The 21,842-nt window shown below is 64.6% G+C and carries 15 protein-coding genes; 5 read left to right on the forward strand and 10 right to left on the reverse strand.

Annotated elements, in window-relative coordinates:
* Positions 1–230: 230 nt before the first annotated feature.
* From ACE3SL_RS05655 to ACE3SL_RS05665, 3 genes are all read right to left on the reverse strand, one after another.
* Positions 231–803 carry a hypothetical protein gene (locus tag ACE3SL_RS05655; RefSeq protein ID WP_374524783.1) on the reverse strand — a complete coding sequence of 191 codons (573 nt, stop codon included), beginning with the start codon at positions 801–803 and terminating at the stop codon, positions 231–233.
* A complete protein-coding gene (locus ACE3SL_RS05660) occupies positions 803–2,071 on the reverse strand; it encodes a tyrosine-type recombinase/integrase (protein WP_374524784.1) in 1,269 nt (422 codons plus the stop codon). The genes ACE3SL_RS05655 and ACE3SL_RS05660 overlap by 1 nt, the downstream gene beginning before the upstream one ends.
* A gap of 173 nt (positions 2,072–2,244) precedes the next feature.
* A complete protein-coding gene (locus tag ACE3SL_RS05665) occupies positions 2,245–2,952 on the reverse strand; it encodes a 2OG-Fe(II) oxygenase (protein WP_374524785.1) in 708 nt (235 codons plus the stop codon).
* Between the two features lie 171 nt (positions 2,953–3,123).
* Here ACE3SL_RS05665 and ACE3SL_RS05670 point away from each other — a divergent pair, with 171 nt between their 5' ends.
* The 4 genes from ACE3SL_RS05670 to ACE3SL_RS05685 all read left to right on the forward strand — a co-directional run bounded on the left by ACE3SL_RS05670 (position 3,124) and on the right by ACE3SL_RS05685 (position 10,500).
* Positions 3,124–6,327 (forward strand): autotransporter domain-containing protein, encoded by a 3,204-nt coding sequence (locus ACE3SL_RS05670; protein WP_374524786.1) that lies wholly within the window; start codon positions 3,124–3,126, stop codon positions 6,325–6,327.
* A 243-nt stretch (positions 6,328–6,570) separates the two neighbouring features.
* Positions 6,571–7,089, forward strand: coding sequence for a sigma-70 family RNA polymerase sigma factor (locus ACE3SL_RS05675; protein WP_374524787.1), 519 nt, complete (start codon positions 6,571–6,573; stop codon positions 7,087–7,089).
* 4 nt (positions 7,090–7,093) lie between these two features.
* Positions 7,094–8,017, forward strand: a complete 924-nt coding sequence (locus ACE3SL_RS05680) for a FecR family protein (RefSeq protein WP_374524788.1) — start codon at positions 7,094–7,096, stop codon at positions 8,015–8,017.
* A gap of 2 nt (positions 8,018–8,019) precedes the next feature.
* On the forward strand, positions 8,020–10,500 hold the full coding sequence (locus ACE3SL_RS05685) for a TonB-dependent receptor domain-containing protein (RefSeq protein ID WP_374524789.1): 2,481 nt from the start codon (positions 8,020–8,022) through the stop codon (positions 10,498–10,500).
* 29 nt (positions 10,501–10,529) lie between these two features.
* Here ACE3SL_RS05685 and ACE3SL_RS05690 read toward each other — a convergent pair whose 3' ends face one another.
* The 7 genes from ACE3SL_RS05690 to ACE3SL_RS05720 all read right to left on the reverse strand — a co-directional run bounded on the left by ACE3SL_RS05690 (position 10,530) and on the right by ACE3SL_RS05720 (position 18,453).
* The gene (locus ACE3SL_RS05690) at positions 10,530–11,669 is read right to left on the reverse strand and encodes an acyl-CoA dehydrogenase family protein (protein ID WP_374524790.1); all 1,140 of its coding nucleotides are present in this window, start codon (positions 11,667–11,669) and stop codon (positions 10,530–10,532) included.
* 105 nt (positions 11,670–11,774) lie between these two features.
* Entirely contained in the window at positions 11,775–12,968 is a 1,194-nt protein-coding gene (locus ACE3SL_RS05695; protein ID WP_374524791.1) for an acyl-CoA dehydrogenase family protein, read from the reverse strand.
* Positions 12,969–13,125: 157 nt separating this feature from the next.
* A complete protein-coding gene (locus ACE3SL_RS05700) occupies positions 13,126–14,007 on the reverse strand; it encodes a PAS domain-containing protein (protein WP_374524792.1) in 882 nt (293 codons plus the stop codon).
* A gap of 86 nt (positions 14,008–14,093) precedes the next feature.
* Positions 14,094–15,710 carry a pilus assembly protein TadG-related protein gene (locus ACE3SL_RS05705; RefSeq protein ID WP_374524793.1) on the reverse strand — a complete coding sequence of 539 codons (1,617 nt, stop codon included), beginning with the start codon at positions 15,708–15,710 and terminating at the stop codon, positions 14,094–14,096.
* Positions 15,711–15,712: 2 nt separating this feature from the next.
* The gene (locus ACE3SL_RS05710) at positions 15,713–16,108 is read right to left on the reverse strand and encodes a TadE/TadG family type IV pilus assembly protein (protein ID WP_374524794.1); all 396 of its coding nucleotides are present in this window, start codon (positions 16,106–16,108) and stop codon (positions 15,713–15,715) included.
* Between the two features lie 208 nt (positions 16,109–16,316).
* Positions 16,317–17,201: a glutathione-dependent disulfide-bond oxidoreductase gene (gene yghU / locus ACE3SL_RS05715; RefSeq protein ID WP_374524795.1), complete on the reverse strand. Its 885-nt coding sequence runs from the start codon at positions 17,199–17,201 to the stop codon at positions 16,317–16,319.
* Positions 17,202–17,274: 73 nt separating this feature from the next.
* Positions 17,275–18,453 carry a CaiB/BaiF CoA transferase family protein gene (locus ACE3SL_RS05720; protein ID WP_374524796.1) on the reverse strand — a complete coding sequence of 393 codons (1,179 nt, stop codon included), beginning with the start codon at positions 18,451–18,453 and terminating at the stop codon, positions 17,275–17,277.
* Between the two features lie 134 nt (positions 18,454–18,587).
* Between ACE3SL_RS05720 and ACE3SL_RS05725 the strand changes: the two genes are divergently transcribed.
* Positions 18,588–21,830, forward strand: coding sequence for an amidohydrolase family protein (locus ACE3SL_RS05725; RefSeq protein WP_374524797.1), 3,243 nt, complete (start codon positions 18,588–18,590; stop codon positions 21,828–21,830).
* The last annotated feature ends 12 nt before the right edge of the window (positions 21,831–21,842 follow it).

Below are 21,842 nucleotides of genomic sequence, written 5' to 3' on the forward strand. Positions count from 1 at the left end.
GCGCGCGCCTCCGGTCGGGCTACGCCCGCCCTCCGCCGCACGCAGCGCAAGGCCATCTTCAACAAACCAGCATCATATCCGAAAAGGGGGTCCCTCTTCGACGCCGATCGGGGGTCCCTTTTGAACGCCGTTTGACAGCCTCACATTGCTACGTGTGGCATCTTGGTATTCAGGGCATGACCTCTGTCGCTATTTGTCGATGGTGCATAATTGTCGAGATTAGCCGTCGCCTATTGTCGGGAATTGGAGTGCGGATTTTCCGACAATACCGCTGCTCTCGCCCTGCGGCAGGTGTCTCTGGACGCGTTAAAAGTAACGGCCATCACCTCTTCTGTCATCGAAGCGAGATCCGTTAGATCGCACGCGGCCATCGCGGCTTTCACTGCAGGCAGTTTCACCGCGCGACGGCCGCGTGTCTGAGTTGGCGGTGGGACTATGCTTGCTTCGGTCGGAGACAGTGCCGAGCGGAGGTCCGTCTCATGGAAGAAGATGCGATGGCTGCCATGAAGTAAAACGTCATCCGCATCTTCAGACGCCCAGAAATGAGCTGGCACCTGATCTTCGCCATGCTGGTCGAAAATGACAGCGGGGAGACTGCCCTTATAGAGCAATGACCGTAACACCGGCTCCGCTTTCTCGGCTAGCTGGCGCTCAGGAATTGTCAGATTCGGTAATCTGCCTCTCTCTGAGGCCGTTTTCCTTATATCGTCGAGGGCCTTACGCTCGTCAGGAAAGCGCGTCTCGATGACAACCTGGAGAGCGCCTCCGCGGTCGAGATAGCCGTCAGGGATGAATGCAACCATTATGCCCTCGCCTCCGCGATGTAAGATATGTTGCCGGCAGTCTCAGCCGGCGGAGGAGATGCGAGGAAGGCGGCCCAATGATCCATCATGCGGCGGCGCTTCTGAACCATGTCACCGCGGCGATAGGCTGCTTCGACTTTGTCGCTGATTGTATGCGCCAGCGCCATTTCGGCCATGTCGCCGGGATAATTGGTGAGCTCCGAAACCCAGTCCCTGAAGGTGGACCGGAAGCCATGCGGCGTGGCGTCCTCGCCCATGCGGCGCATGACGGCCAATAGGGACATGTCGCTCAACTGGCCGCCTCGCGGCGCCCAGAATACCAAGTCCGTGTCGGCTAGGCGCGGCAAGGCGTTGAGCAGCTCGATGGCCGGCTTGGGCAACAATACACGATGCTGCTTGCCCGCCTTCATCCGGCTCGCTGGCACCGTCCAAATCCCCGCCTTTATGTCAATTTCCGACCACCTGGCCCCGCGCACTTCGCCGGATCGCGAAGCGGTGAGGATCGCGAATTCCAAAGCACGAGCCGCCATGCCTCCGGCTCCTCGCAGTCGTTTGAGGAAATCGTAAGCGTCATAGATCGGCATCGCCGCGAAATGCCCGTCTTTGCCAAGGCGCCGATTCTTCGCCTCTTTGAGCTTCCCGGGCTTGGCGAGCTGATTGTCGAGATGACCGCGCCAACGAGCGGGGTTGAGCCCTTCCCGGTGGCCGCGAGTTTTTGCCCAGTCCAACACATTCTCCATCCGACCGCGAAGGCGGCTGGCTGTTTCCGGCTTCTCGCTCCAAATCGGTTCGAGCACCTTGAGAATTTCTGGAAGTTCGATCTCGGCGATCGGCTTTTCTCCGATCTCCGGATAAGCATAGTTTTTGAGGGTCGCTGACCACTGCGCGGCGTGCTTATCGCTTTTCCATCCGTCGCGCTTCGAGGAGACATAGGCCTCGGCCGCTTCCTTGAATGTCATGCGATTGGCCTGCGCATCTCTGAGAGATTGGCGTAGCGCCCGGCGCTCCTCGATCGGGTCGAACCCCTCCCGCACCCGCTGCCGCGCCTGACGAGCCATAGCGCGCGCGTCGGCGAGCGATATCTCTGGAAAACCCCCGAGCCCCATGTCGCGACGTCTGTTTCCAACCGTGAGGCGCAAGATCCACGTCCGCGCGCCCGTCGGCAGCACCTGAAGCGCAAGGCCGGGCACTTCACCGACGAAGTGCAGTCCGGTTTCCTTCAGGTTCTTGACGGCCAGCGGGCCAAGAATGGCAGCTTGCTTCGGCATATGTGGAATCTCCATTGCCCATCTTTACACCCATCATAACAGCGGCGACGCGTGGCAACAAGTGGCAATCAGCGGCAACGATATTGTTTTGAGTAAGCTCGATTTTCTGCGGATGTGGCTATGGGAGGCAACGCTCGGCAACATGGAGGATGAAGACACCCTGTCCGCCACCCTCACGCCGCATCGTGAAATATCACCCCCAGCGTGAAGCGCTCGCCGCGCCGGATTTCGCTGACGCCATGGCGTAATTTGACGCGGTAGGTTCCGCGCCCTCCCTGACGCGGCGCTTCGTTAACCGCGAAGATTACCGCATCGCCCTGTCCAAGCGGCACGACATGCGGGCGCGACTGCATGCGCGGGCGCTGTTCGGTGATCACGAACTCGCCGCCGTCGAAATCCTCGCCCGGCCGAGACAGGAGGATCGCGATCTGGAACGGAAAATGGAGTTCCCCATAAAGGTCCTGATGAAGGCAATTATAATCGCCCGATCGATAGCGGAGGATAAGCGGCGTGGGGCGCGACTGGCCTACAAGAGCGCATTGGGCCAAAAAAGTCGCATGGTCGGCGGGATAGAGCGATGTTCTTCCCAATTGCGTCGCCCATTCGTTGGCGAGCGTTGCGAGCGGCGGATAGAAGTCGGCGCGAAGGCCCGCGACGAGATCGGGCAGCGGATAGCGATAATAGCGATATTCGCCGCGCCCGAAGCCATGGCGCTGCATCGATACCGTGCTGCGATAGCGACCGGCGTTGTCATAGCCTTTCTGGAGGTCCGAACATTGCTCCGGCGTCAACAAACCGGGCAGCATGTGCCAGCCCTTTTCGCCGAGATTGCTGGCAAAGGCCTCGGTATCGAGGTCGGCTATATTGAACGGTGACGTCATGGCTGCTCCGGACTGCGATTGATCCTGCTTTCCTAACAGGACGATGGGCGCTGCCCCGCTCCGTTTCTTGCGATCAAAGCGCCGTGTCATTTTTCTTCAAGGCCAGGAAGCGCGGGTTCCGTCTTGTGGTCGGTTCCGGGAGTACCCGGTCGACATCAAAAGAGGGATTTCATGCGCACGACCTTGCTGGCCTCAACCTGCCTTGCCGCCGTTTTTTCCACCGCCGCTCATGCCGAAACGAGCATCAGCACCGCGACCACGACGCCCGTCCGCACCTCGACCGTTAAATCGGGCGCGCCGGACGATGTGAAGATCACCTCGGCGGGCTCGATCAAGCCGACGAGCGGCACCGCGGTCACGATCGACAGCAACCACAAGGTCACCAACGACGGCACGATCCAGATTACCAATTCCGACGGTGCGACCGGCATTTCCGCAAACGCCGGCACGGTGGGCGGGATCACCAATTCGGCGACCGGCAAGATCATCATCGACGAAAGCTATGCGCCGACCGATATCGACAAGGACGGCGACATCGACGGTCCCTATGCGGTTGGCACCGGCCGCACGGGCATTGCGACCGGCGGCGCCTTCACCGGCAATATCGTCAACAGCGGCGAGATCACGATCGAGGGTAACAATTCGGCCGGCATCCGCCTCGGCGGGCCGCTGACCGGCAATTTCACTAACGACGGCAAGATTTCGGTCCTCGGCGACAATGCGCTCGGGGTCGGACTGCAGGACGTCAACGGCAACGTCCGCCTCGCCGGAACGATCAGCGCCGTGGGACAGAATGCCACCGCCGCCCGCCTTGCTGGCAATATCAATGGTGCGCTCGTCGTGCAGGGAACGCTCACGGCTACCGGCTATCGTTATACGACGCCGCCGAGCGATCCGTCGAAGCTCGACGCCGATGACCTGCTGATCGGCGGCCCGGCGCTGTCGATCGAAGGCAATGTCTCCGGCGGCATCGTCGTCGCCGTGCCGCCGAAGGACACCAAGCCCGAGGACAAGGACGAGGACAAGGACGGTATCGAAGATGCCAAGGAAGGATCGGGTTCGATCCAGTCCTATGGTTCGGCCCCGGCCCTTCGCATCGGTTCGGCAAGCCAGGACATCACGATCGGCGCGGTCGCCGGAACCGGAACGGGCCTCGGCCTGATCATCGACGGCGGGATCGCGGGTAACGGCCTCTATGCCGGCAAGGACGCGACCGCGATCCAGCTCGGCGGCATGGGCCGCAACGTGACGATCGCTGGCGGGATTGGCGTCAATGGCAGCGTTTCGGCCATCTCGAACGGGGCGTCGGCGACGGCGATCCGCGTCGGCAGCGGCGCGACGACGCCGGAAATCCGCGTGGGGGGTAAGGTCGAGGCATCGGGCGGCAAGGACGCGGGCGCGATCTCGACGGGTATCCTCGTCGAGGCGGGCGGCAATGTCGCGCTCATCCGTAACAGCGGCACGATCAGCGCGAAGGCGGCCGGGGATGCGGGCACTGCGCGGGCGATCGTCGATCTGTCTGGGACGGTCGGAACGATCGAGAACAGCGGCACGATCAGCGCGACCGGCGCCGCCGCGACATCGGACCGCAATATTGCGATCGACCTGTCGGCGAACGGCAATGGCGCTACGGTGAAGCAGACCGCGGTCGCAAGCGGCATCGCGGCGCCAAGCATTGTCGGTGACGTCCGCTTCGGCGGCGGCAACGATGTGTTCGATATCGCCGACGGGTCGGTGAAGGGCAATACGATGTTCGGTGCGGGCAGCAACCGCCTCGCGATGTCGGGCGATGCGACCTATGCGGGCAAGGCCAGCTTCGGCAGCGGCAACGACACGATGGTGCTTGGCGGCACCTCGGTCTTCAGCGGCACCGCCGATTTCGGCGGCGGCAGCGATACGCTGACGATCGGCGGCACTTCGCGCTTCTCGGGCAATCTCCTCAACTCGCAGGGACTTGCCGTCGCGGTCGATGGCGGCACCTTCGATGTGAGCGGCGCGGCGTCGATCGCCTCGCTGGCGGTGACCAACAAGGGCGTGCTTGCGGTGACGCTCGACGGCGGCACCGCAGGCACGGCGCTCAATGTCGCGGGCAACGCCAGCTTCGGCGCGGACTCGAAGCTCGCGCTCAAGCTGTCGAGCATCGAGAATGCCGAGGGCAATCATATCGTGCTGACCGCCGGCACGCTGACCGGCGCGAGCAACCTGACCGCCGAATCGACGCTGCTGCCCTTCCTCTACAAGGGTACGCTGAGCTCGAACGCCAATCAGCTTATCGTCAACGTCTCGCGCAAGAGTACGACCGATCTCGGCCTCAACCGGTCGGAATCAAGCGCGTTCGACGCGGTGATTGATGCCGTGACCGCCGACCAGAAGGTCGAGGGCGTGTTCCTCGGCATCACCGACGGCACCCAGTTCCATAACCAGCTTCGCCAGATGCTCCCGGAACATGAAGGCGGCGTGTTCGAGACCGTCACCTCGGGCTCGCGCGCGCTGGCGCGCTACCTCCAGGACCCCAATGCGCCGTTCCAGGACGAGGGCAAGTGGCGCTACTGGATCAACCAGGCAGTCTGGGGCACCGCGAAGGGCGTCGGGCAGACCGCGGGTTATAACGTCAGCGGGTGGGGCATTTCGCTCGGCGCCGAGATCAAGAGCGACATCGGCAATTTCGGCGGCTCGATCGCCTTCCTCAATGGCAAGGACGGCAACAGCAGCAACGACAATGAAGTGACGTCGAGCCAGTTCGAGGGTGCGCTGCACTGGCATTTGCAGTCCGACGGCTGGCTGGCGAGCGCGCGTGTCTCGGGCGCTCCGATCAGCTTCAAGGGCACGCGCTTCTTCCGCGCCACGGCGGGCGCCGAAGACATCGAAAAGACGATGCGCGGCAAGTGGGACGGCCAGCTCTATTCGGCCTCGGGGTCGGTCGCCAAGGATGCGCGCCTCGGCGGGCTGACGATCCGCCCGACCGTCGCCATCGATTATTACAAGCTGAAGGAAGACGGTTACGCCGAAAGCGGCGGCGGCGATGCGCTCGACCTGACCGTGCTCGATCGCAGCAGCGACGAGCTCGCGGTCTCGGGCACCGTCGCGCTCGGTCTCGAATTCGGAGGTGCTGACGAATATGACGGCTGGACGCGCTTCGAGCTCGAGGGCGGACGCCGCCAGATCGTCGGCGGTGGGCTGGGCGCGACCGTCGCATCGTTCAAGGATGGCACGCCCTTCACCCTGGTTCCAGAGGATCGCACGAGCGGCTGGGTCGGCCGCTTCCGTGGCATCGCAGGTAATTCGGCCTTCCAGGTCGCCGGCGAAGTGTCTGCGGAAGAACAGCAAAGCCATATCGGCTGGGCGTTCCGTGCGAGCGTGCGGGTCGGCCTGTAGCCCCCTCGGCGGGCCCGCAGCAAGGGGGAAGCTCCTCCCTACCCCGCTTCCCCCTTGCCAAGACCCGAAGGACAAAAGGAGATGATGCAGTCTGCGACCATCCTTCCCCGCGACATCGCCCCGGCCGTGTCGATACGGTTGCATGGCGCGCGCTTGGCGCTATATGCCGGCGCTATCAGGGGGCCGGACGGCGCGCGAAGGGCCGCGCGCCTGCAGAAGATGGCGTTCCGCGGCAAGCAATTCATGACCGACGCGAGTGATCGAACGGGCGCCGTCCAGGGCATCGAAGGCGTGTTGCTTGCCAACCGCGACCGTATCGTGCGCTTTCTGGAAGTGCGCGGTGCGGGCGACGCGGCCGAGGATATGTTTCAGGATTTGTGGATGCGCCTGACCGAACGCGGCACCGGTCCGGTCGCCGAACCGCTGGCCTATGCGATGCGCGCGGCGAACAATCTGATGCTCGACCGCTACCGCTCGGCCCGTCAGGGCGCGCTGCGCGATGCTGCGTGGACCGAAACCGTCTCGACCGAGATGCCTTCCGCTGAGCGTTCGCTCATTTCGCGCGAACAATTGACGCTCCTTGATCAGGCGATCACCGCGACCGGCGAGCGCCCCGCGCGCATCTTCCGCCGTTTCCGTATCGACGGCATCCAGCAGCGTGAAATCGCGGCCGAGCTGGGTGTCAGCCTGAGCACGGTCGAAGCCGATCTTCGCAAAGTTTACGCGGCCATCGCGAAGGTGCGGAGGCAGTTCGATGGATGACGATATGAAAACCGCCGCCGAAGCGCGTGCCATCGACTGGATCGTCCGCCAGCGCGACCCCGGTTTCACCGATTGGGACGCGTTCGCCGACTGGCTGGCCGAAGAGTCCGCGCACGTGGAGATTTACGATGCGCTCGCGAGCCTCGACCATGATCTCGATATGCTGCCTTCCGAGGTCAGGCCCGCGGTCGTGATTCACCCGGAGAGTCCGGGCCGCCCATCGCGTCGCATATGGTTCGGCGGTGCTATCGCCGCGGCGCTCGTCGCGATGATCGCGGTGCCGCAGCTCGACCTGTCCGGCGATCCGAACCGGATCGAAACCGCGGCGGGCGAGCATCGTTCGGTTAAGCTATCGGACGGGTCGCGGATCGAGATCAACGGCGGGTCGGTGGTCGAATTCGACAAGGATCGCCCGCGCTTCGCCCGGCTGACGGGCGGCGAAGCGATGTTCCACGTCGTCCACCGCAAAGACGATCCGTTCGTTGTCGAAGCAGGAGCGTCGCGCATTGTCGATCTTGGCACGGCGTTCAACGTTGTGCGCCGGGACAGGGCGACGTCGGTGGCGGTGTCCGAAGGCGTCGTGCTCTACAATCCCGATCGCGACAAGGTCCGGATCGAAGCCGGCCACGCAATCGACGCCGATGACGGCGCGGCGAAGCCGCCGGTGGTTCGCCCGGTCGATGTCGCCAATATCGGCGGCTGGCGCACCGGGCTGCTCGTCTATAATGGCGCGCCGCTCCAGGTGGTCGCCGAGGATCTGAAACGTACCGCCGGCATCGATGTGACGATCGCGCCCGGGGCCGAAGGCCAATCGTTCCGCGGCGCGCTCATCGTCGATAAGGATCGCGCGCGCACGATTGCCGACCTCGCCGCCCTGTCGGGCACCACCGCCGAGCGGCGCGGCGATGGCTGGGTGCTGACGCGTTAGCCATGCGCGGCTGGGGATCGTCTCTGCTGGCCCTTGCGCTTGTCGGCCTGCCGGCGCAGGCCGCGGCGGCCGAAGAGCGCGCGTTCAACGTATCGGGCGGCGCGCTTTCTGCCGCGCTTCCACAATTGAGCCGTCAGGCGGGCATCAGCATCAGCGTCGCCGACGGGCGCTTGTGGCAGGCCGACGTCAGGCCCGTGCGCGGGCGCATGGATATCGAGGACGCGCTGAAGCGGATGCTTGCAGGCACCGGCACACGCGCGGTGCGGGTCAATGGTACGAGCTGGCGGATCGAGCGCCGTCCGTCTCCCTCGCGGCTGGCCCGCCCTGCGCCGCGGCGCCCCGCTCCGCCAGCGCGGGTGCAGACACAGGATATCGTCGCTGCGGAGCAGGACGAAATCGTCGTCACCGCGAGCAAGACCGACCTTCCCTATTCGCGCTTCGCGGGGGTCGCCACGCGGCTGGATGGCGATGAACTGGCGTTCGGCGGCGAGCGCGGGACCGAATCGATCCTGTCGCGTGTTGCGACCGTATCTTCGACCCATCTCGGTTCGGGGCGCAACAAGCTGTTCATTCGCGGCATCGCCGATTCGAGCTTCACCGGCCCGACGCAGGCGACCGTGGGCCAATATCTCGGCGACATCCGCCTCAGCTATAACGCCCCGGACCCCGACCTTCGTCTCTACGATATCGACAGCGTCGAGATTCTCGAAGGGCCGCAGGGCACGCTTTACGGCGCGGGCTCGCTCGGCGGTATCATCCGCACCATTCCGAAGGCGCCGGACCCGCACGACCCTTCGGTGCAGGCGATCGCCGGCTTTTCGCTGACCCAGCATGGCGATCCCGGCGGCGATATTGCTGCGATCGCGAACGTGCCGGTCAGCGACAGACATGCGTTGCGCCTCGTCGGCTATATGATCTCCGATGGCGGCTATATCGATAATCCGCTGACCGGGCAGAGGGACGTCAATAGGGTCCATGTCCGCGGTGGCCGCGGCACGTTCCGCTTCGATGCCGGCGGCGACTGGACCGTCGATCTCGGCGGCGTTTATCAGGCAATCATCTCCGACGACGCGCAATATGCCGACAAGGACGGGCCGCCGCTCACCCGCCGCTCGATGATCGATCAGAATGCGACCGCGCGCTACGGCATGGGCTCGATCGTCGTGATGAAGGACTGGGACGATCTGCATTTCCAGTCGTCCAACGCCTATATCGACCACCGTCTGTTCGAACGGTTCGACGCGAGCGTGCCGTCGGCGAGGTCGGCGAGCGGTGGTGGCGCCGACGTCACCGCAGGAGCCATCGACGTCGAGCGCCTTTTTGCGCCAGCCCAGATCGTGCCGATGAACGATGTCCCGCGCGTGCTGGATCAGCATAACAAGACGCGCATGTTCGTGAGCGAAAACCGCCTGTCGCGGCCCTATCATGACGGGCTCGGCTGGGTGATCGGCGCGAGCTTCATCGACAATCGAGCGCGGCAGGACCGCGAATATGCCTATGGCTCGCTTCGCGCGATCCTGCCCGGCGTTACCAACCGGATCACCGAATTCACCGGCTATGCCGAAGCAACCGTCGAGGTGATGCCCGACCTGATGGCATCGGGCGGGCTTCGCTTGTCGCACGCGAAGCTGGACGGCGGCGCAGAAGGCGTGTCCTTCGCCTTGGCGGAAGCCAATCGCGCGACGACCGCGTCGCGGACCGAAACCGACCTTCTCCCCTCCTTCTCATTGCTCGCGACGCCGCTCGACAATATCCGGCTCTATGCGCGCTATCAGGAGGGCTTCCGCCCCGGCGGGCTGGCGGTCGACGGCAATTTCGTGCGGCGTTTCCTCAACGATCAGGTCCGAACCTGGGAGGCGGGGATGCGCTTCGGTGACAAGGGCAAAAGCCTCCTCGACGCCAGCATTTCGGTTTCATACAGCCGCTGGCGCAATATCCAGGCCGATTTCATCGACAGCAACGGCTTTCCGACCACCGCCAACATCGGCGACGGCCGGATCACCAGCCTGTCGGGCGCGGTTGCGCTTCGGCCAAGCTCGGCGCTGACGTTCGAACTTGGCGCGGTCTATAATCACAGCAAGGTGGATGATCTCTCGCCGCAAATTCTGCCGGTCTTCGATCTTGCGCCGGCCCGGCTGGGCCGTATTCCCAACGTCGCGAGCCATGCGGTGCGCGGCTCGGTGAGCTACGCGACCGTCATCGGCGACGAAGATTTCCGGGTGAACGGCTGGGCCAATTATATCGGGCCGTCGCGGCTGGGCATCGGGCCGGTCCTCGGCGAACGCCAGGGTGATTATGTCGATACGGGGCTTGCCCTGCGCGTCGGAAACGAACGCCGCGGGCTGTCGCTGACGCTGACCAACTTGTTCGATTCGCGCGGGAACCGCTTCTCGCTCGGAACCCCCTTCGTCGAGGGGAATGAGGGTTTCCTGACCCCCTTGCGCCCGCGCACGCTCCGGATCGCCGTCGACGTCGCCTATTGAGGGGCGACGCCGACGGCTAGTCCTCCGGATCAGTCGGCCAGAATGATCCGTTCGTAGCGGTCGAGATGGTGATCGGCGCTGCCGAACTGACCCTCGATCATCGTCGCACGCTTGAAATAATGGCCGATCGCCAGTTCCTGCGTGATGCCGATGCCGCCATGGGTCTGGATGGCGTTCTGGCCGACGAACTTGGCGCCGCGCGCGACCTTGCTCTTCGCCGCCGACACCGCCGCCATGCGTTCGCTCGCTGGCAGGTCGAGCTTCAGCGTCGCCATGATCGTCATCGAGCGCGCCTGTTCGACCTCCATGAACATGTCGACCATGCGGTGCTGGAGCACCTGGAACTTGGCGATCGGCACCCCGAACTGCTTGCGCTGCTGGGTGTATTCGAGCGTGCCTTCGTGGAGCTTCTGCATCACGCCGGTCGCTTCGGCGCAGACCGCGACGGTGGCTTCATCGACGATCTGTTCGATCAGCGGGAGGCCCGCGCCCTCGCCGCCGAGCAGCGCATCGCCAGGGATCGCGACATTCTCGAAATAGATTTCGGAGGCGCGATTGCCATCGACGGTCGGATAGTCGCGGCGGACGATGCCCGGAAGATTGGCGTCGATCAGGAACAGCGACACGCCGTCCCTGTCGCGCTGGTTGCCGCCGGTACGGGCGGTGACAAGCAGGTGCGTAGCCCAAGGCGCCGCATAGACGACGCCCTTGTGCCCGTTCAGCACATAGCCCGCGCCGTCCTTCTTCGCGGTGGTGCGCAGGTTGGCGAGGTCGTAGCGGCCCTGCGGTTCGGCATAGGCGAAGGCGACGATCGCGTTGCCCGCGATGATTTCGGGGATCATCGCTTCGGCCTGCGCGCCGCCGACGGCCTTGAGCGCGCCGCCCGCGATGACGACGGTCGGCAGATAGGGCTCGATCCCGATGACTTTGCCCAGTTCTTCCATGATGATGGCATTTTCGAGCGCGCCGCCGCCGAGGCCGCCCTGCTCTTCGCTGAAGGCGGCGCCGAGCATGCCGAGTTCCTGCGCCAGCGCGGTCCAGATCGCGGGATCGCGGCCAGCATCGCTGTTGATGAACTTCTGGCGCGTCTCGAAGTCATAGGTGTCGGCCAGAAAGCGCGACAGCGTGTCGCGGATCATGTCCTGCGTTTCGGTGTAAGTGAAATCCATTGTTCTTATCCTCGTCGCCCCCGCGAAAGCGGGGGCTGCTGTAGGTTCAGGCTGCGGCGCTGAGTCAGGCCGATGGCGGCCCCCGCCTTCGCGGGGACGACGCCTTCACAATCCCAAGACCATCTTCGCGATGATGTTGCGCTGAATCTCGTTCGACCCGCCATAGATCGTCGTCTTGCGCATGTTGAAATAGGTCGGCGCCGCGCGATGGGCGTAATCGGGCCCGATCGGATGTTCGTTGTCGCCTTCCCCGAAACCGCGGAAATAGGGGGCGCCATAATGGCCGACCGCTTCCAGCGTCAGTTCGGTCAGCCGCTGCTGGATTTCGGAGCCCTTGATCTTGAGCAGGCTGGATTCGGGTCCGGGGCCCTTCCCCGCGTTCGCACCCGCAAGGCTGCGCAACTCGGTGAACTCAAGCGCGGTCAGGTCGATCTCCAGCTCGGCCATCTTGCGCTTGAAAAAGGGGTTGGCGAGCAGCGGCTTGTCGCCGTCGAGCTCGGTGCGGGCGATCGCCTTCACCTTTTCGATCCCGCGCTTCGACGCCGCGACGCCGGCGATGCCGGTGCGCTCGTGCGCGAGCAGGAACTTGGCGCAGGTCCAGCCCTTGTTTTCCTCATAGACGCGCTGCTCGACGGGAACGCGGACGTCCTCGAGGAACACCTCGTTCACTTCATGCTCGCCGCCGAGCGTGATGATCGGACGCACGGTGATGCCGGGCGATTTCATGTCGATCAGCAGGAAGCTGATGCCTTCCTGCTGCTTGGCATCCTTGTCGGTGCGGACGAGGAAGAATCCCCAGTCGGCATGCTGCGCCAGCGTCGTCCAGGTCTTTTGTCCGTTGACGACATATTCGTCGCCATCCCGAACCGCGACGGTGCGGAGCGAGGCAAGGTCGGAGCCCGAACCGGGTTCCGAATAGCCCTGACACCACCAATCCTCGCCCGACAGGATGCGCGGCAGGAAGCGCGCTTTCTGCTCCGGCGTGCCGAAGGTGTAGATGACGGGGCCGACCATGGCGAGACCGAAGGGCATCAGGCGGATGCAGTCGGCACGGGCGGTTTCCTCCGACCAGATGAAGCGCTGCGTCGGGGTCCAGCCGGTGCCGCCATATTCGACCGGCCAAGCGGGCGCGATCCACCCTTTCTTGTACAGAATCTTGTGCCAGGCGAGGAAATCCTCCTTGCTGAGCTCCTCGCCCTCATCCTGCTTGCCGCGCAGGTCGGCAGGGTAATTTTCGGCGATGAACGCGCGCACTTCCTTCTGGAAGGCGAGGTCTTCGGGGCTGAACTCCATGTCCATTATCGATTCTCCCATTGGGCCATGGCGCCCTTATAGGAGGCGCTCACGTTTACGTAAAGGTAAGTTGCGAGGAGCAACCCTTCCACGGCAAGGTGCGCCGCATGCGGCGGCTTGTCCAGCCGCCGGTTCGATCGATGACCGGGAAAGACGAAAGGCTTTAGCGGCGCGTCACCATGACGACCGCGCCCTCGCTGGCATAGGCACCGCGCCGTTCGGCGAGTGCGAGGGCCACCGGCTGCGCGGCGCCTTCGCGCGTCACCAATGACGAGGCGATGCGTATGGGCGCGCCAGTACGAAACAGCGTTTCCAGGGCTTCAGCAAAAGCGGCACGCTCGGGCATTGCAACAAGCGCCGAAAAACGGACCCGGCGAATCGCGGCAGGATCGACGCCGATCATCGCGGTCAGCGCACCATTGGCACTCTCTACCATCTCGCGCACCGAGATTGCCGCATGGCCGATGCCGCCATGCGCTTCGAAAGCATCGACGCGCGCCCGCCGCGCGTCGAGCGCCGACGATTCCTCCATCGATGCGCTGATATCGCGCAGCACGAGCGCGCCGCCGACAGGCAGCGGCACCAGCTCGACGCGCAGCCATTGCCGCGGGTGCAGCAGGCCCGGCACATCCCCTGTGAAACGTTCGCGATGATCGAGAAGGCGATTGACGTGCGCAAACAGCAAATGACTGCCGAGCGCCGGCAGCACCTCCTCAAGATGGCGGGCGATCACGTCGGCGGCCGCCATCTCCAGCATATCGGAACCCGCCGGATTGATCGCGACGATGCGGCGCTCGCGATCGATCAGGATGACAGCGTCGCGAATCGATTCGACGAGTCCGGCCAGCGAATTGCGCAGATCCATTCCCGGAGCGCCGTCCCCCAATCGGCGATAGTCGTCGAGCGAAATGAGGACATGGGCATCCTTGCCATGATGCGTCACGACAACCGGCTTGCGCGCGGACTGCAATCGCCAGTTGGCGAACCCCCGGATGAAGTCGGCCGCCGAGACACGCTGTGTTTCCTGCGATCTTGTCACGATCATTTCCCCTCATGCCCTTGGGATTCTTATGGGGAGATATGACGGTGGCTGGCGTCGAACCGGGTCCGGTTTGGCGCCAAAACAGCGGATCAGACGAGCCGCGCCTTGCCGCAGCGTAGCGCATTCACGCGGGCATCGGCTTCACCGATATGAACGCCGAGTATCCCGGTCAGGCTTTCGAGAACGCCGTCGAGCACGGGCGCCGCAAGCCCGAGGGCCTCGCCGACGACGTCCTTCAGCGCGTTGACCCCGAGACCAAGGCCGAGAATATTGACCTTTAGGTCGATCCGGTCGGTCAGCGATTTGGCGGCACCTGCGACAAGGCCGCTGCTTTCGACCGTCTTGACGGTGCCCTGATCGATCTCGGCGCGGGTGAAGCGCGCGGGTTTTTCGTTGAGGTCGGAAAGGACGAGCTCGGCCTTCCCCTCGACATTGGCCAGCGTGAGATTCACGAGCTTGGCTGGCGTCGGATCAAGCGGCCGCTGCATATTCTGAAAATCGCTGTCTGCGACCTTGCCGATCATCAACGTGGCGGGTGACGTCTTGACGCCGAGCGTGACCGCGCCGCTTCCGCCCGTGCAATCGATGTCGGTGATCCGCGCCGCTGCCGACCCCAGTTCGGCATAGACGGGGATTTCGACGCTCGCGAGCGGCAGCGCGACCTTCGCCGCCAGTTTCAGGCGCACTTGCGCGGTCCGCACGATCACCTGCTCCGTGTCGGTTATCGCGATCAGTGGCGAATCCGCGGGCGGTTCGCCGACCAGTAAGGCGATATTGACCCCCGATCCGCCCGGCAGGCTGCTTGCGACCGACAGGTCGATCTGGCGGTTCGCGTTGGCGAGCAACAGCATCGAGCGGAGCAGGCTCATCGCGTTGACCTTGACCGGGTTGGCCTCATCGACGCGAATGCTCGACGAGCGTGGGCCGAGGTCGATCGCGCGCGACGGGAACAGCGCTTTCGGTACGGCGCCCGTCGCCAATCTGCTGAGCGCCGCCGATGCCTGGCCATCGGTCGAGGCCGCGAGTGCCGAAAGCACCTGCGGCAGCGTCGCCTGGGTGTCGAGCGTTTGACCGAAAGTCAGGACATTGGCGTTGAGCTGCGTGCGCAGCGCGTCCGAAAAAGCGAGCAGATCGACGTCGGCGCCGGCCAGCGCATTATAGTCCATCACCGACAGATTGACCTGACTGCCGGTTAAGGACGACAGCAGCGCATTCGGAACCCCGCCATGGAGCGCCGCGACGCGCGAGCCGAGCGAAAAGGCGGCGTAGCCCTGACGCGCGCCCGTCGCCGAAACGCCGATGACGGTCTTGTCGCGCCCGGTCAGGAAACGGCCGAAGAACATCGGGCGATCGCGTGTCAGGACGATGCGTACCGCATTCTGTGCCGGTCTGCCGGGGCTGAAGCGCTGTTCGGCCTGTATCGCCGGATCGGCTTGATATGTACCGGAGGTCAGCGACGCGATGACGATGTTGCAGTCGCAGTTCGCGGCGATGATCCGTTCGGCGGCCGCGCGTTCCTGCCCCGGCCGTCCGGCGGCGGCGAGCGCGGCGGCGTCGGCGATGCCCTGAAGCTTGCGGCGGTCGAGATAGAAGGAGCCGATATCGACCGCGAGCGCCGTGGCGCCGATCAGCATCGACATCGCAACCGCGGACATGACGCTGATGGCGCCGCGCCGGTCCTGGAGCAGGTTGGTGCAACGGGCCATGGTCAATCCACCGGGAGCTCGAAGGTCGCGCTGGCGCGGATGACGTTGCCGGGCGACGGCACGAAGGAGGAGCGGATGAAGCTGCCCTGGGGCACGCTGTAGGTCACCGCGACAGTCACCGCCTCGTTCGTTTCGGTGACCGCGACGCTGCGGGTCGCGGGGGTGAAGCCGCCGATGGCCTTCATGCTGCGATCGACCGCGCGCGTCGCGACCGCGCGCCGGTCGGCGGCATCTAGGCCTGTGATCGCGGCGCGGGCGCCGTCGTTCGCTGCCTGCTGCACGCTGTGGGCGAGCATGAAATAATGGCCGTAGACCAATATGCCCATCAGCAGCGCGAGGAAGAGTGGCAGTACGAGCGCCATCTCGACGATCGCCGCCGCGCGTTCGCTGCGCGCCATTGCGGCAGGAAGCGAACGGACGGAATGCAAGGAGAAACCGGATATCATCATGTGCCAAGCATGGCGCAGGGCGATGAATGCGCGGTCCAGTCGGCGCGCATTCGACTTTTCGGATTTTACGCAAAATCCGGCGAGGGCCGCCGGCGGAAATTCCCCGTCCTTGCCGGACCGTTAAGGCCGCGGCAGGGGCGAGAGATGCAATTTGCGCTTATTCGGCGGGCGCCTCGGCCTGTAGCTTGTCCTGCGTGCGGAGGTCGAAATCCGATGCGTCGTGGCGCTCGCGAAGCTGGCTTGCCGGATCGCCCACCACGCGATTGACCATGCGGCCGCGCTTCACCGCCGGGCGCGCGGCGATCTGGTCGGTCCAGCGCTGGACGTTCTTGTAGCCCTGCACCTGCAGGAACTCGCCCGCTTCATAGACGAGGCCCTTGGCCAGCGCGCCATACCAGGGCCAGATCGCCATATCGGCGATCGTATAGTCGGTGCCGGCGATATACTCGCTTGTCGCAAGCTGGCGGTCGAGCACGTCGAGTTGGCGCTTCACCTCCATCGCATAGCGGTTGATCGGATATTCCTGCTTGAACGGGGCGTAGGCATAGAAATGGCCGAACCCGCCGCCGAGGAAAGGTGCGCTGCCCATCTGCCACATCAGCCACGACAGCGTTTCGGCGCGCTTGGCAGGGTCCGTCGGGAGAAAAGCGCCGAATTTTTCGGCTAGATGGATCAGGATCGCGCCCGATTCGAAGACGCGGATCGGCTCGGCGCCGCTGCGATCGACGAGTGCGGGAATCTTGCTGTTCGGATTAGCGCCGACGAAGCCGCTCGAAAATTGATCGCCCTCGCCGATGTTGATCAGCCAGGCGTCATATTCGGCGCCGTTGTGGCCCGCCGCGAGCAGTTCCTCGAGCATCACCGTGACCTTCACCCCATTTGGTGTGCCGAGAGAATAGAGTTGCAGCGGATGCTTGCCGACCGGCAGCTCCTTGTCGTGCGTGGGGCCGGCGATGGGGCGGTTGATGTTCGCGAAGCGTCCGCCGCTTTCCTTGTCCCACGTCCAGATTTTCGGCGGCACATATTCGGTCTGATCGCTCATGTGAGGACTCCTGCATCAATCTGTACTGATCGGTATGTAATCGTCCGGTGCGGCGGCGTCCAGCGGCCGCGGATCAAATAATATTTTGCGCGCGCAAAGCCGAAATGGCTCCGGCGCCATAGCCGATCTCTGCGAGTATCGCGTCGCTATGCTCGCCTGCTTGCGGTGCGGGCGCAAGCGGAGCTTTCGCGCTTGCCGACAGGCCGATCGGCGTGCGCACAATTGGTGCCGCGGACGCAGCAGAAGGATAAGTCATGGGTTCGACCAGCCCGGCCGCGGCAACCTGGGGATGGGCGAGCGCTTCCGAGGGCTTCAGCACCGCCCCCGCGGGTACACGCGCTTCGCCCAGTTCGCGAAGCGCCTGTTCGTTGGTCCGTCCCGCGCACCAATCGGCCATGATCGCGCTCAATTCCGCGCCATGCTCGCCGCGCAATATGTCGGAGGCGAAGCGCGGATCGTCGATCAGTTCGGGTCTCGCCACCAGCCGCGCCCAGCGTGCGAAGATCGGGTTGCCGACCACCTGCGTCATGACCCAGCCGTCGCTGGTCGCGAAAATGTCGGTGGGGGCGGACGAAAAGGCGCGGTTGCCCATCATGCCGCGGTCGATGCCGTTCAGTGCATGGTCGATCGTCAACCCGTTCGAGACCGCCAGCGCGCTGCCGAGCAGCGATCCCGAAACGCGCTGCCCCCTGCCCGTCCGGTCGCGCTCGCGGAGCGCCAGCATGACGCCGAAAGCGCAATGCAGTGCGGTCGTGAAGTCGACATAATTGACCTGCGCGCGCGACGGCTGTCCGTCATGCCCGCCAATCACCACCGCGCCGGACATCGCCTGCCCCACCGCGTCGAAGCCGACATGCTGCGCGAGCGGCCCCTCGCTGCCGAAGGCCGAGGCGGTGACGAGGATGATCTCGGGACGCTGCGCGGAAAGCGTCGGATAGTCGAGGCCGAGCTTTTCCAACGCATCGTCGGGCATGTTGGCGACGACGACATCAGCGGTCCGCACCAGCCGCCGCACGATCTCGCGCCCTTCGTCGCTGCCCGGTTTTAGCGTCAGGCTGCGCTTGTTACGATTCATCTGCAGGAACATCCCGCCCGACCCGTCGGCGGCGACCGGCACCGAAAAGCGATCCTCGTTGCCGCCGGGCGCCTCGATGCGGATGACGTCGGCGCCATAGTCTGCCAGCAACGCCGCACAATAAGGACCCGCGATATAGCGGCCGAAATCGAGTACGCGAACTCCGGTCAGTGGCACGCCTTGTCTCTCCCTGTTTCCCGGCGGGGTAACAGCCGCCCGTCGATCCCGCCAGCGTCTTCGTCAAAGCGGCGGCTTGCTCTTCGGCCGCAAGACCATATGGTCGCTACATAATTTCAACAGGGGATAATTTCATGGCGCGCTTCGCTCTCGCCCTCGCGGCGGCTCTGGCCTGTTCGACCTCGGTGTGGGCGCAGACCGCCCCGCCTGTACCGGGGGCCGAAGCGAAGCCCGAAAAATGGGACGTCAACGCGCCCCCCGGCATGACGACGCACAAGGTGCCGCTCGCGGTTGACGAAGGCAGCTGGATGAACGTCGATGTCGCGCCCGACGGCCGCACCATTGCATTCGACCTCCTCGGCGACATCTACACCATGCCGATCGAGGGCGGTGCGCCGACGCGGATTGCCGAGGGGCTGGCCTATGAGCATCAGCCGCGCTTCTCGCCCGACGGCAAGCGCATCGCCTTCGTTTCCGATCGCGGCGGCGGCGACAATATCTGGCTGATGAACCGCGACGGCAGCGACAAGCGCCAGCTCAGCAAGGAAGAATTCCGCCTGCTCAACCAGCCGAGCTGGAGCCCCGACGGCCAGTTCATCGTCGCGAAGAAGCATTTCACCACTGGCCGTTCGCTCGGCACCGGCGAGGTGTGGATGTATCACATCTCGGGCGGCGGCGGCGTACCGTTGGTCAAGAAACCGAACGAACGCCACCAGAAGGAACTGGGCGAGCCGACTTTCGCACCCGACGGCAAGGGCGTCTATTTTACGCGCAACGTCACGCCGGGCCCGATCTTCGAATATGCGCAGGACAGCAACACCGATCTGTTCCATATCGAGCGCTACGACCTGAACGACGGCGAAATCACGACGATCGCGTCAGGCGCCGGCGGGGCGGTGCGCCCTTCGCCTTCGCCCGATGGCAAGCGGCTGGCGTTCGTGCGCCGCGAGGGAACGCAGTCGAAGCTCTATGTGAAAGACCTCGCTTCGGGCGCCGAGAAAAAGGTTTATGACGCGCTCGACCAGGATGTGCAGGAAACCTGGGCGGTCACCGGCGTCTATCCGAACATGAGCTGGACGCCCGACAGCCGCGACATCGTCTTCTGGGCGGGCGGCAAGCTCCGCCGCGTCGGCGCCGATGGCGGCGAAGCGCGGATCATCCCGTTCACGATCAACGACGACCGCGTCGTCATCGACGCGACGCATCCGGCGGTTGAGGTCGCGCCCGACCGCTTCGAGACGAAGATGCCGCGCTGGGCCGAAGTATCGCCCGACGGGCGCACCGTGGTGTTCGAGACGCTCGGCAAGCTGTGGGTCAAGCCCGCGACCGGCGGAACGGCGCGCCGCCTGACCGCGGCGAAGGACGAGGCGTTCGAGCTGTGGCCGAGTTGGTCGCGCGACGGCAAACAGATCGTCTTCGTCCGCTGGACCGATGCCGGGCTCGGCGAGATCCATGTCGTCGGCTCCGGTGGCGGGTCGTCGCGGAAGCTTACGGCGGTGCCAGGCCATTATGCCGAACCGCGCTTCTCGCCCGACGGCAGGATCATCGCGTTCGAGCGCCGCGCGGGCGGCGGTCTGCGCTCCGAGCGCTGGGGAGAAAACCCGGGCATCTATCGCATCGCTGCGACAGGCGGCGCTTCCGAGCGCGTCAGCGACAATGGCGCGAAGCCGCAGTTCGGCAGCGCCAGCGACCGCCTCTTCATGATCGCATCGGCCGACGGCAAGACGCAGCTCGTCAGCACCGACCTGCTGGGACAGGAAAGGCGCGTTCATGCCAGCGGCGAACTGGTCAGCGACTATGAGGTGTCGCCCGACGGTCATACGCTGGCATTCCGCGAGAATTACGATGCCTATGTCACGCCGCTGATGCCCGGTGGGCAGGATGTGACGCTCTCGACGTCGGCCGGCGCGATGCCGGTGACACGGATCAGCGGCAGCGGCGCCGACTATATGCACTGGTCCGATGGCGGCAAACGTCTCCACTGGACGCGTGGGCCGACGCTGTTCAGCGCCGACCTGGGTGCGATGTTCGCGCAGGCGCCGGCGGGTGCGGACAAGCCCGTCAAGTTCACCCCGCCCACCGAAGGCGTCTCGTTGTCGATGGTGCAGGGGGCAGCGAAGCACAAAGGCACCGTCGTGATCACCGGCGCGAAGATCGTGACCATGGCCGACAAGGACGGCGGGATTATCGACAATGGGGCGATCGTCATCGACGGCGACCGTATCGTCGCGGTTGGCCCTGCGGGGGCGATCACCGTTCCAGCGGGCGCGGTGACGGTCGATGCTGCCGGCAAGACGATCGTCCCCGGCTTCGTCGATGCGCACGCGCACGGCCCGCACGGCGACGACGAGCTGGTGCCGCAGCAGAACTGGTCGGAGATCGTCAATCTGGCGATGGGCACGACGACGAGCCACAATCCCTCGTCGCGGGCGTCCGAAATCTTCGTCTCGTCCGAAATGCAGCGCGCGGGGCTGATCCTCGCGCCGCGTATCTTCTCGACCGGCGAGGTTATCTATGGCGCCAAGGCGGCGGGCATCTATGCCGAAATCGACAGTTACGAGGACGCGCTCGCACATGTCCGCCGCTTGAAGGCGCAGGGCGCGCACAGCGTGAAGAATTACAACCAGCCGCGCCGCGAGCAGCGCCAGATGGTCGTGCGCGCCGCGCAGGAAGAGGGGATGGAGGTCGTGCCCGAAGGCGGCTCGCTCTTCACCCAGGACGTGACGCTGATCCAGGATGGCAATTCGACCGTCGAGCACAACATCCCGCTCCACACTTTCTACAAGGATCTGGCGCAGCTCTGGGGACAGACGACGGTCAATTATACACCGACACTCGTCGTCACTTTCGGCGGCCTGGCGGGCGACCCCTATTGGCGCGCGCATAGCAATGTCTGGGAAGATCCGATCCTGTCGCGCCATGCGCCGCCCGCCGAGCTCGCGGCGAACAACAAGCGCCGCATGATCGCGCCCGAGAGCGACTATGTCGACGACGACAATGCCCGCGAGGCGAAGAAGATCGCCGATACGGGCCGGATGGTATCGATCGGCGCGCACGGGCAGCAGGCCGGGCTCGGTGCGCATTGGGAAATCTGGTCGTTCGTGCGCGGCGGCTGGAGCAATATCGATGCGCTCCGCGCCGCGACGATCATGCCCGCGACCTCCCTCGGCTACGCGAAAGATGTGGGATCGATCGAAACGGGCAAGCTCGCCGACCTTCTGATCCTCGACGCCGATCCGACGCAGGAGATTCGCAACACCGAAAAGATTCACCGCGTGATGCTCGGCGGGCGGCTCTATGACCCGCTGACGATGAACGAGGCCGAAACGGGTGATCGCAAGCGCCAGCCCTATTGGTGGGAGGCCGACAAGCCCTGATCGATCGCCGCC

This window comes from Sphingopyxis sp., assembly GCF_041916015.1.
GTDB lineage: Bacteria > Pseudomonadota > Alphaproteobacteria > Sphingomonadales > Sphingomonadaceae > Sphingopyxis.

Coding starts and splice junctions, on each gene's coding strand:
- ACE3SL_RS05655 (WP_374524783.1), bottom strand. CDS start 803: ATGGTTGCATTCATCCCTGACGGCTATCTCGACCGCGGAGGCGCTCTC.
- ACE3SL_RS05660 (WP_374524784.1), bottom strand. CDS start 2,071: ATGCCGAAGCAAGCTGCCATTCTTGGCCCGCTGGCCGTCAAGAACCTG.
- ACE3SL_RS05665 (WP_374524785.1), bottom strand. CDS start 2,952: ATGACGTCACCGTTCAATATAGCCGACCTCGATACCGAGGCCTTTGCC.
- ACE3SL_RS05670 (WP_374524786.1), top strand. CDS start 3,124: ATGCGCACGACCTTGCTGGCCTCAACCTGCCTTGCCGCCGTTTTTTCC.
- ACE3SL_RS05675 (WP_374524787.1), top strand. CDS start 6,571: ATGACCGACGCGAGTGATCGAACGGGCGCCGTCCAGGGCATCGAAGGC.
- ACE3SL_RS05680 (WP_374524788.1), top strand. CDS start 7,094: ATGAAAACCGCCGCCGAAGCGCGTGCCATCGACTGGATCGTCCGCCAG.
- ACE3SL_RS05685 (WP_374524789.1), top strand. CDS start 8,020: ATGCGCGGCTGGGGATCGTCTCTGCTGGCCCTTGCGCTTGTCGGCCTG.
- ACE3SL_RS05690 (WP_374524790.1), bottom strand. CDS start 11,669: ATGGATTTCACTTACACCGAAACGCAGGACATGATCCGCGACACGCTG.
- ACE3SL_RS05695 (WP_374524791.1), bottom strand. CDS start 12,968: ATGGACATGGAGTTCAGCCCCGAAGACCTCGCCTTCCAGAAGGAAGTG.
- ACE3SL_RS05700 (WP_374524792.1), bottom strand. CDS start 14,007: ATGATCGTGACAAGATCGCAGGAAACACAGCGTGTCTCGGCGGCCGAC.
- ACE3SL_RS05705 (WP_374524793.1), bottom strand. CDS start 15,710: ATGGCCCGTTGCACCAACCTGCTCCAGGACCGGCGCGGCGCCATCAGC.
- ACE3SL_RS05710 (WP_374524794.1), bottom strand. CDS start 16,108: ATGGCGCGCAGCGAACGCGCGGCGGCGATCGTCGAGATGGCGCTCGTA.
- yghU (WP_374524795.1), bottom strand. CDS start 17,201: ATGAGCGATCAGACCGAATATGTGCCGCCGAAAATCTGGACGTGGGAC.
- ACE3SL_RS05725 (WP_374524797.1), top strand. CDS start 18,588: ATGGCGCGCTTCGCTCTCGCCCTCGCGGCGGCTCTGGCCTGTTCGACC.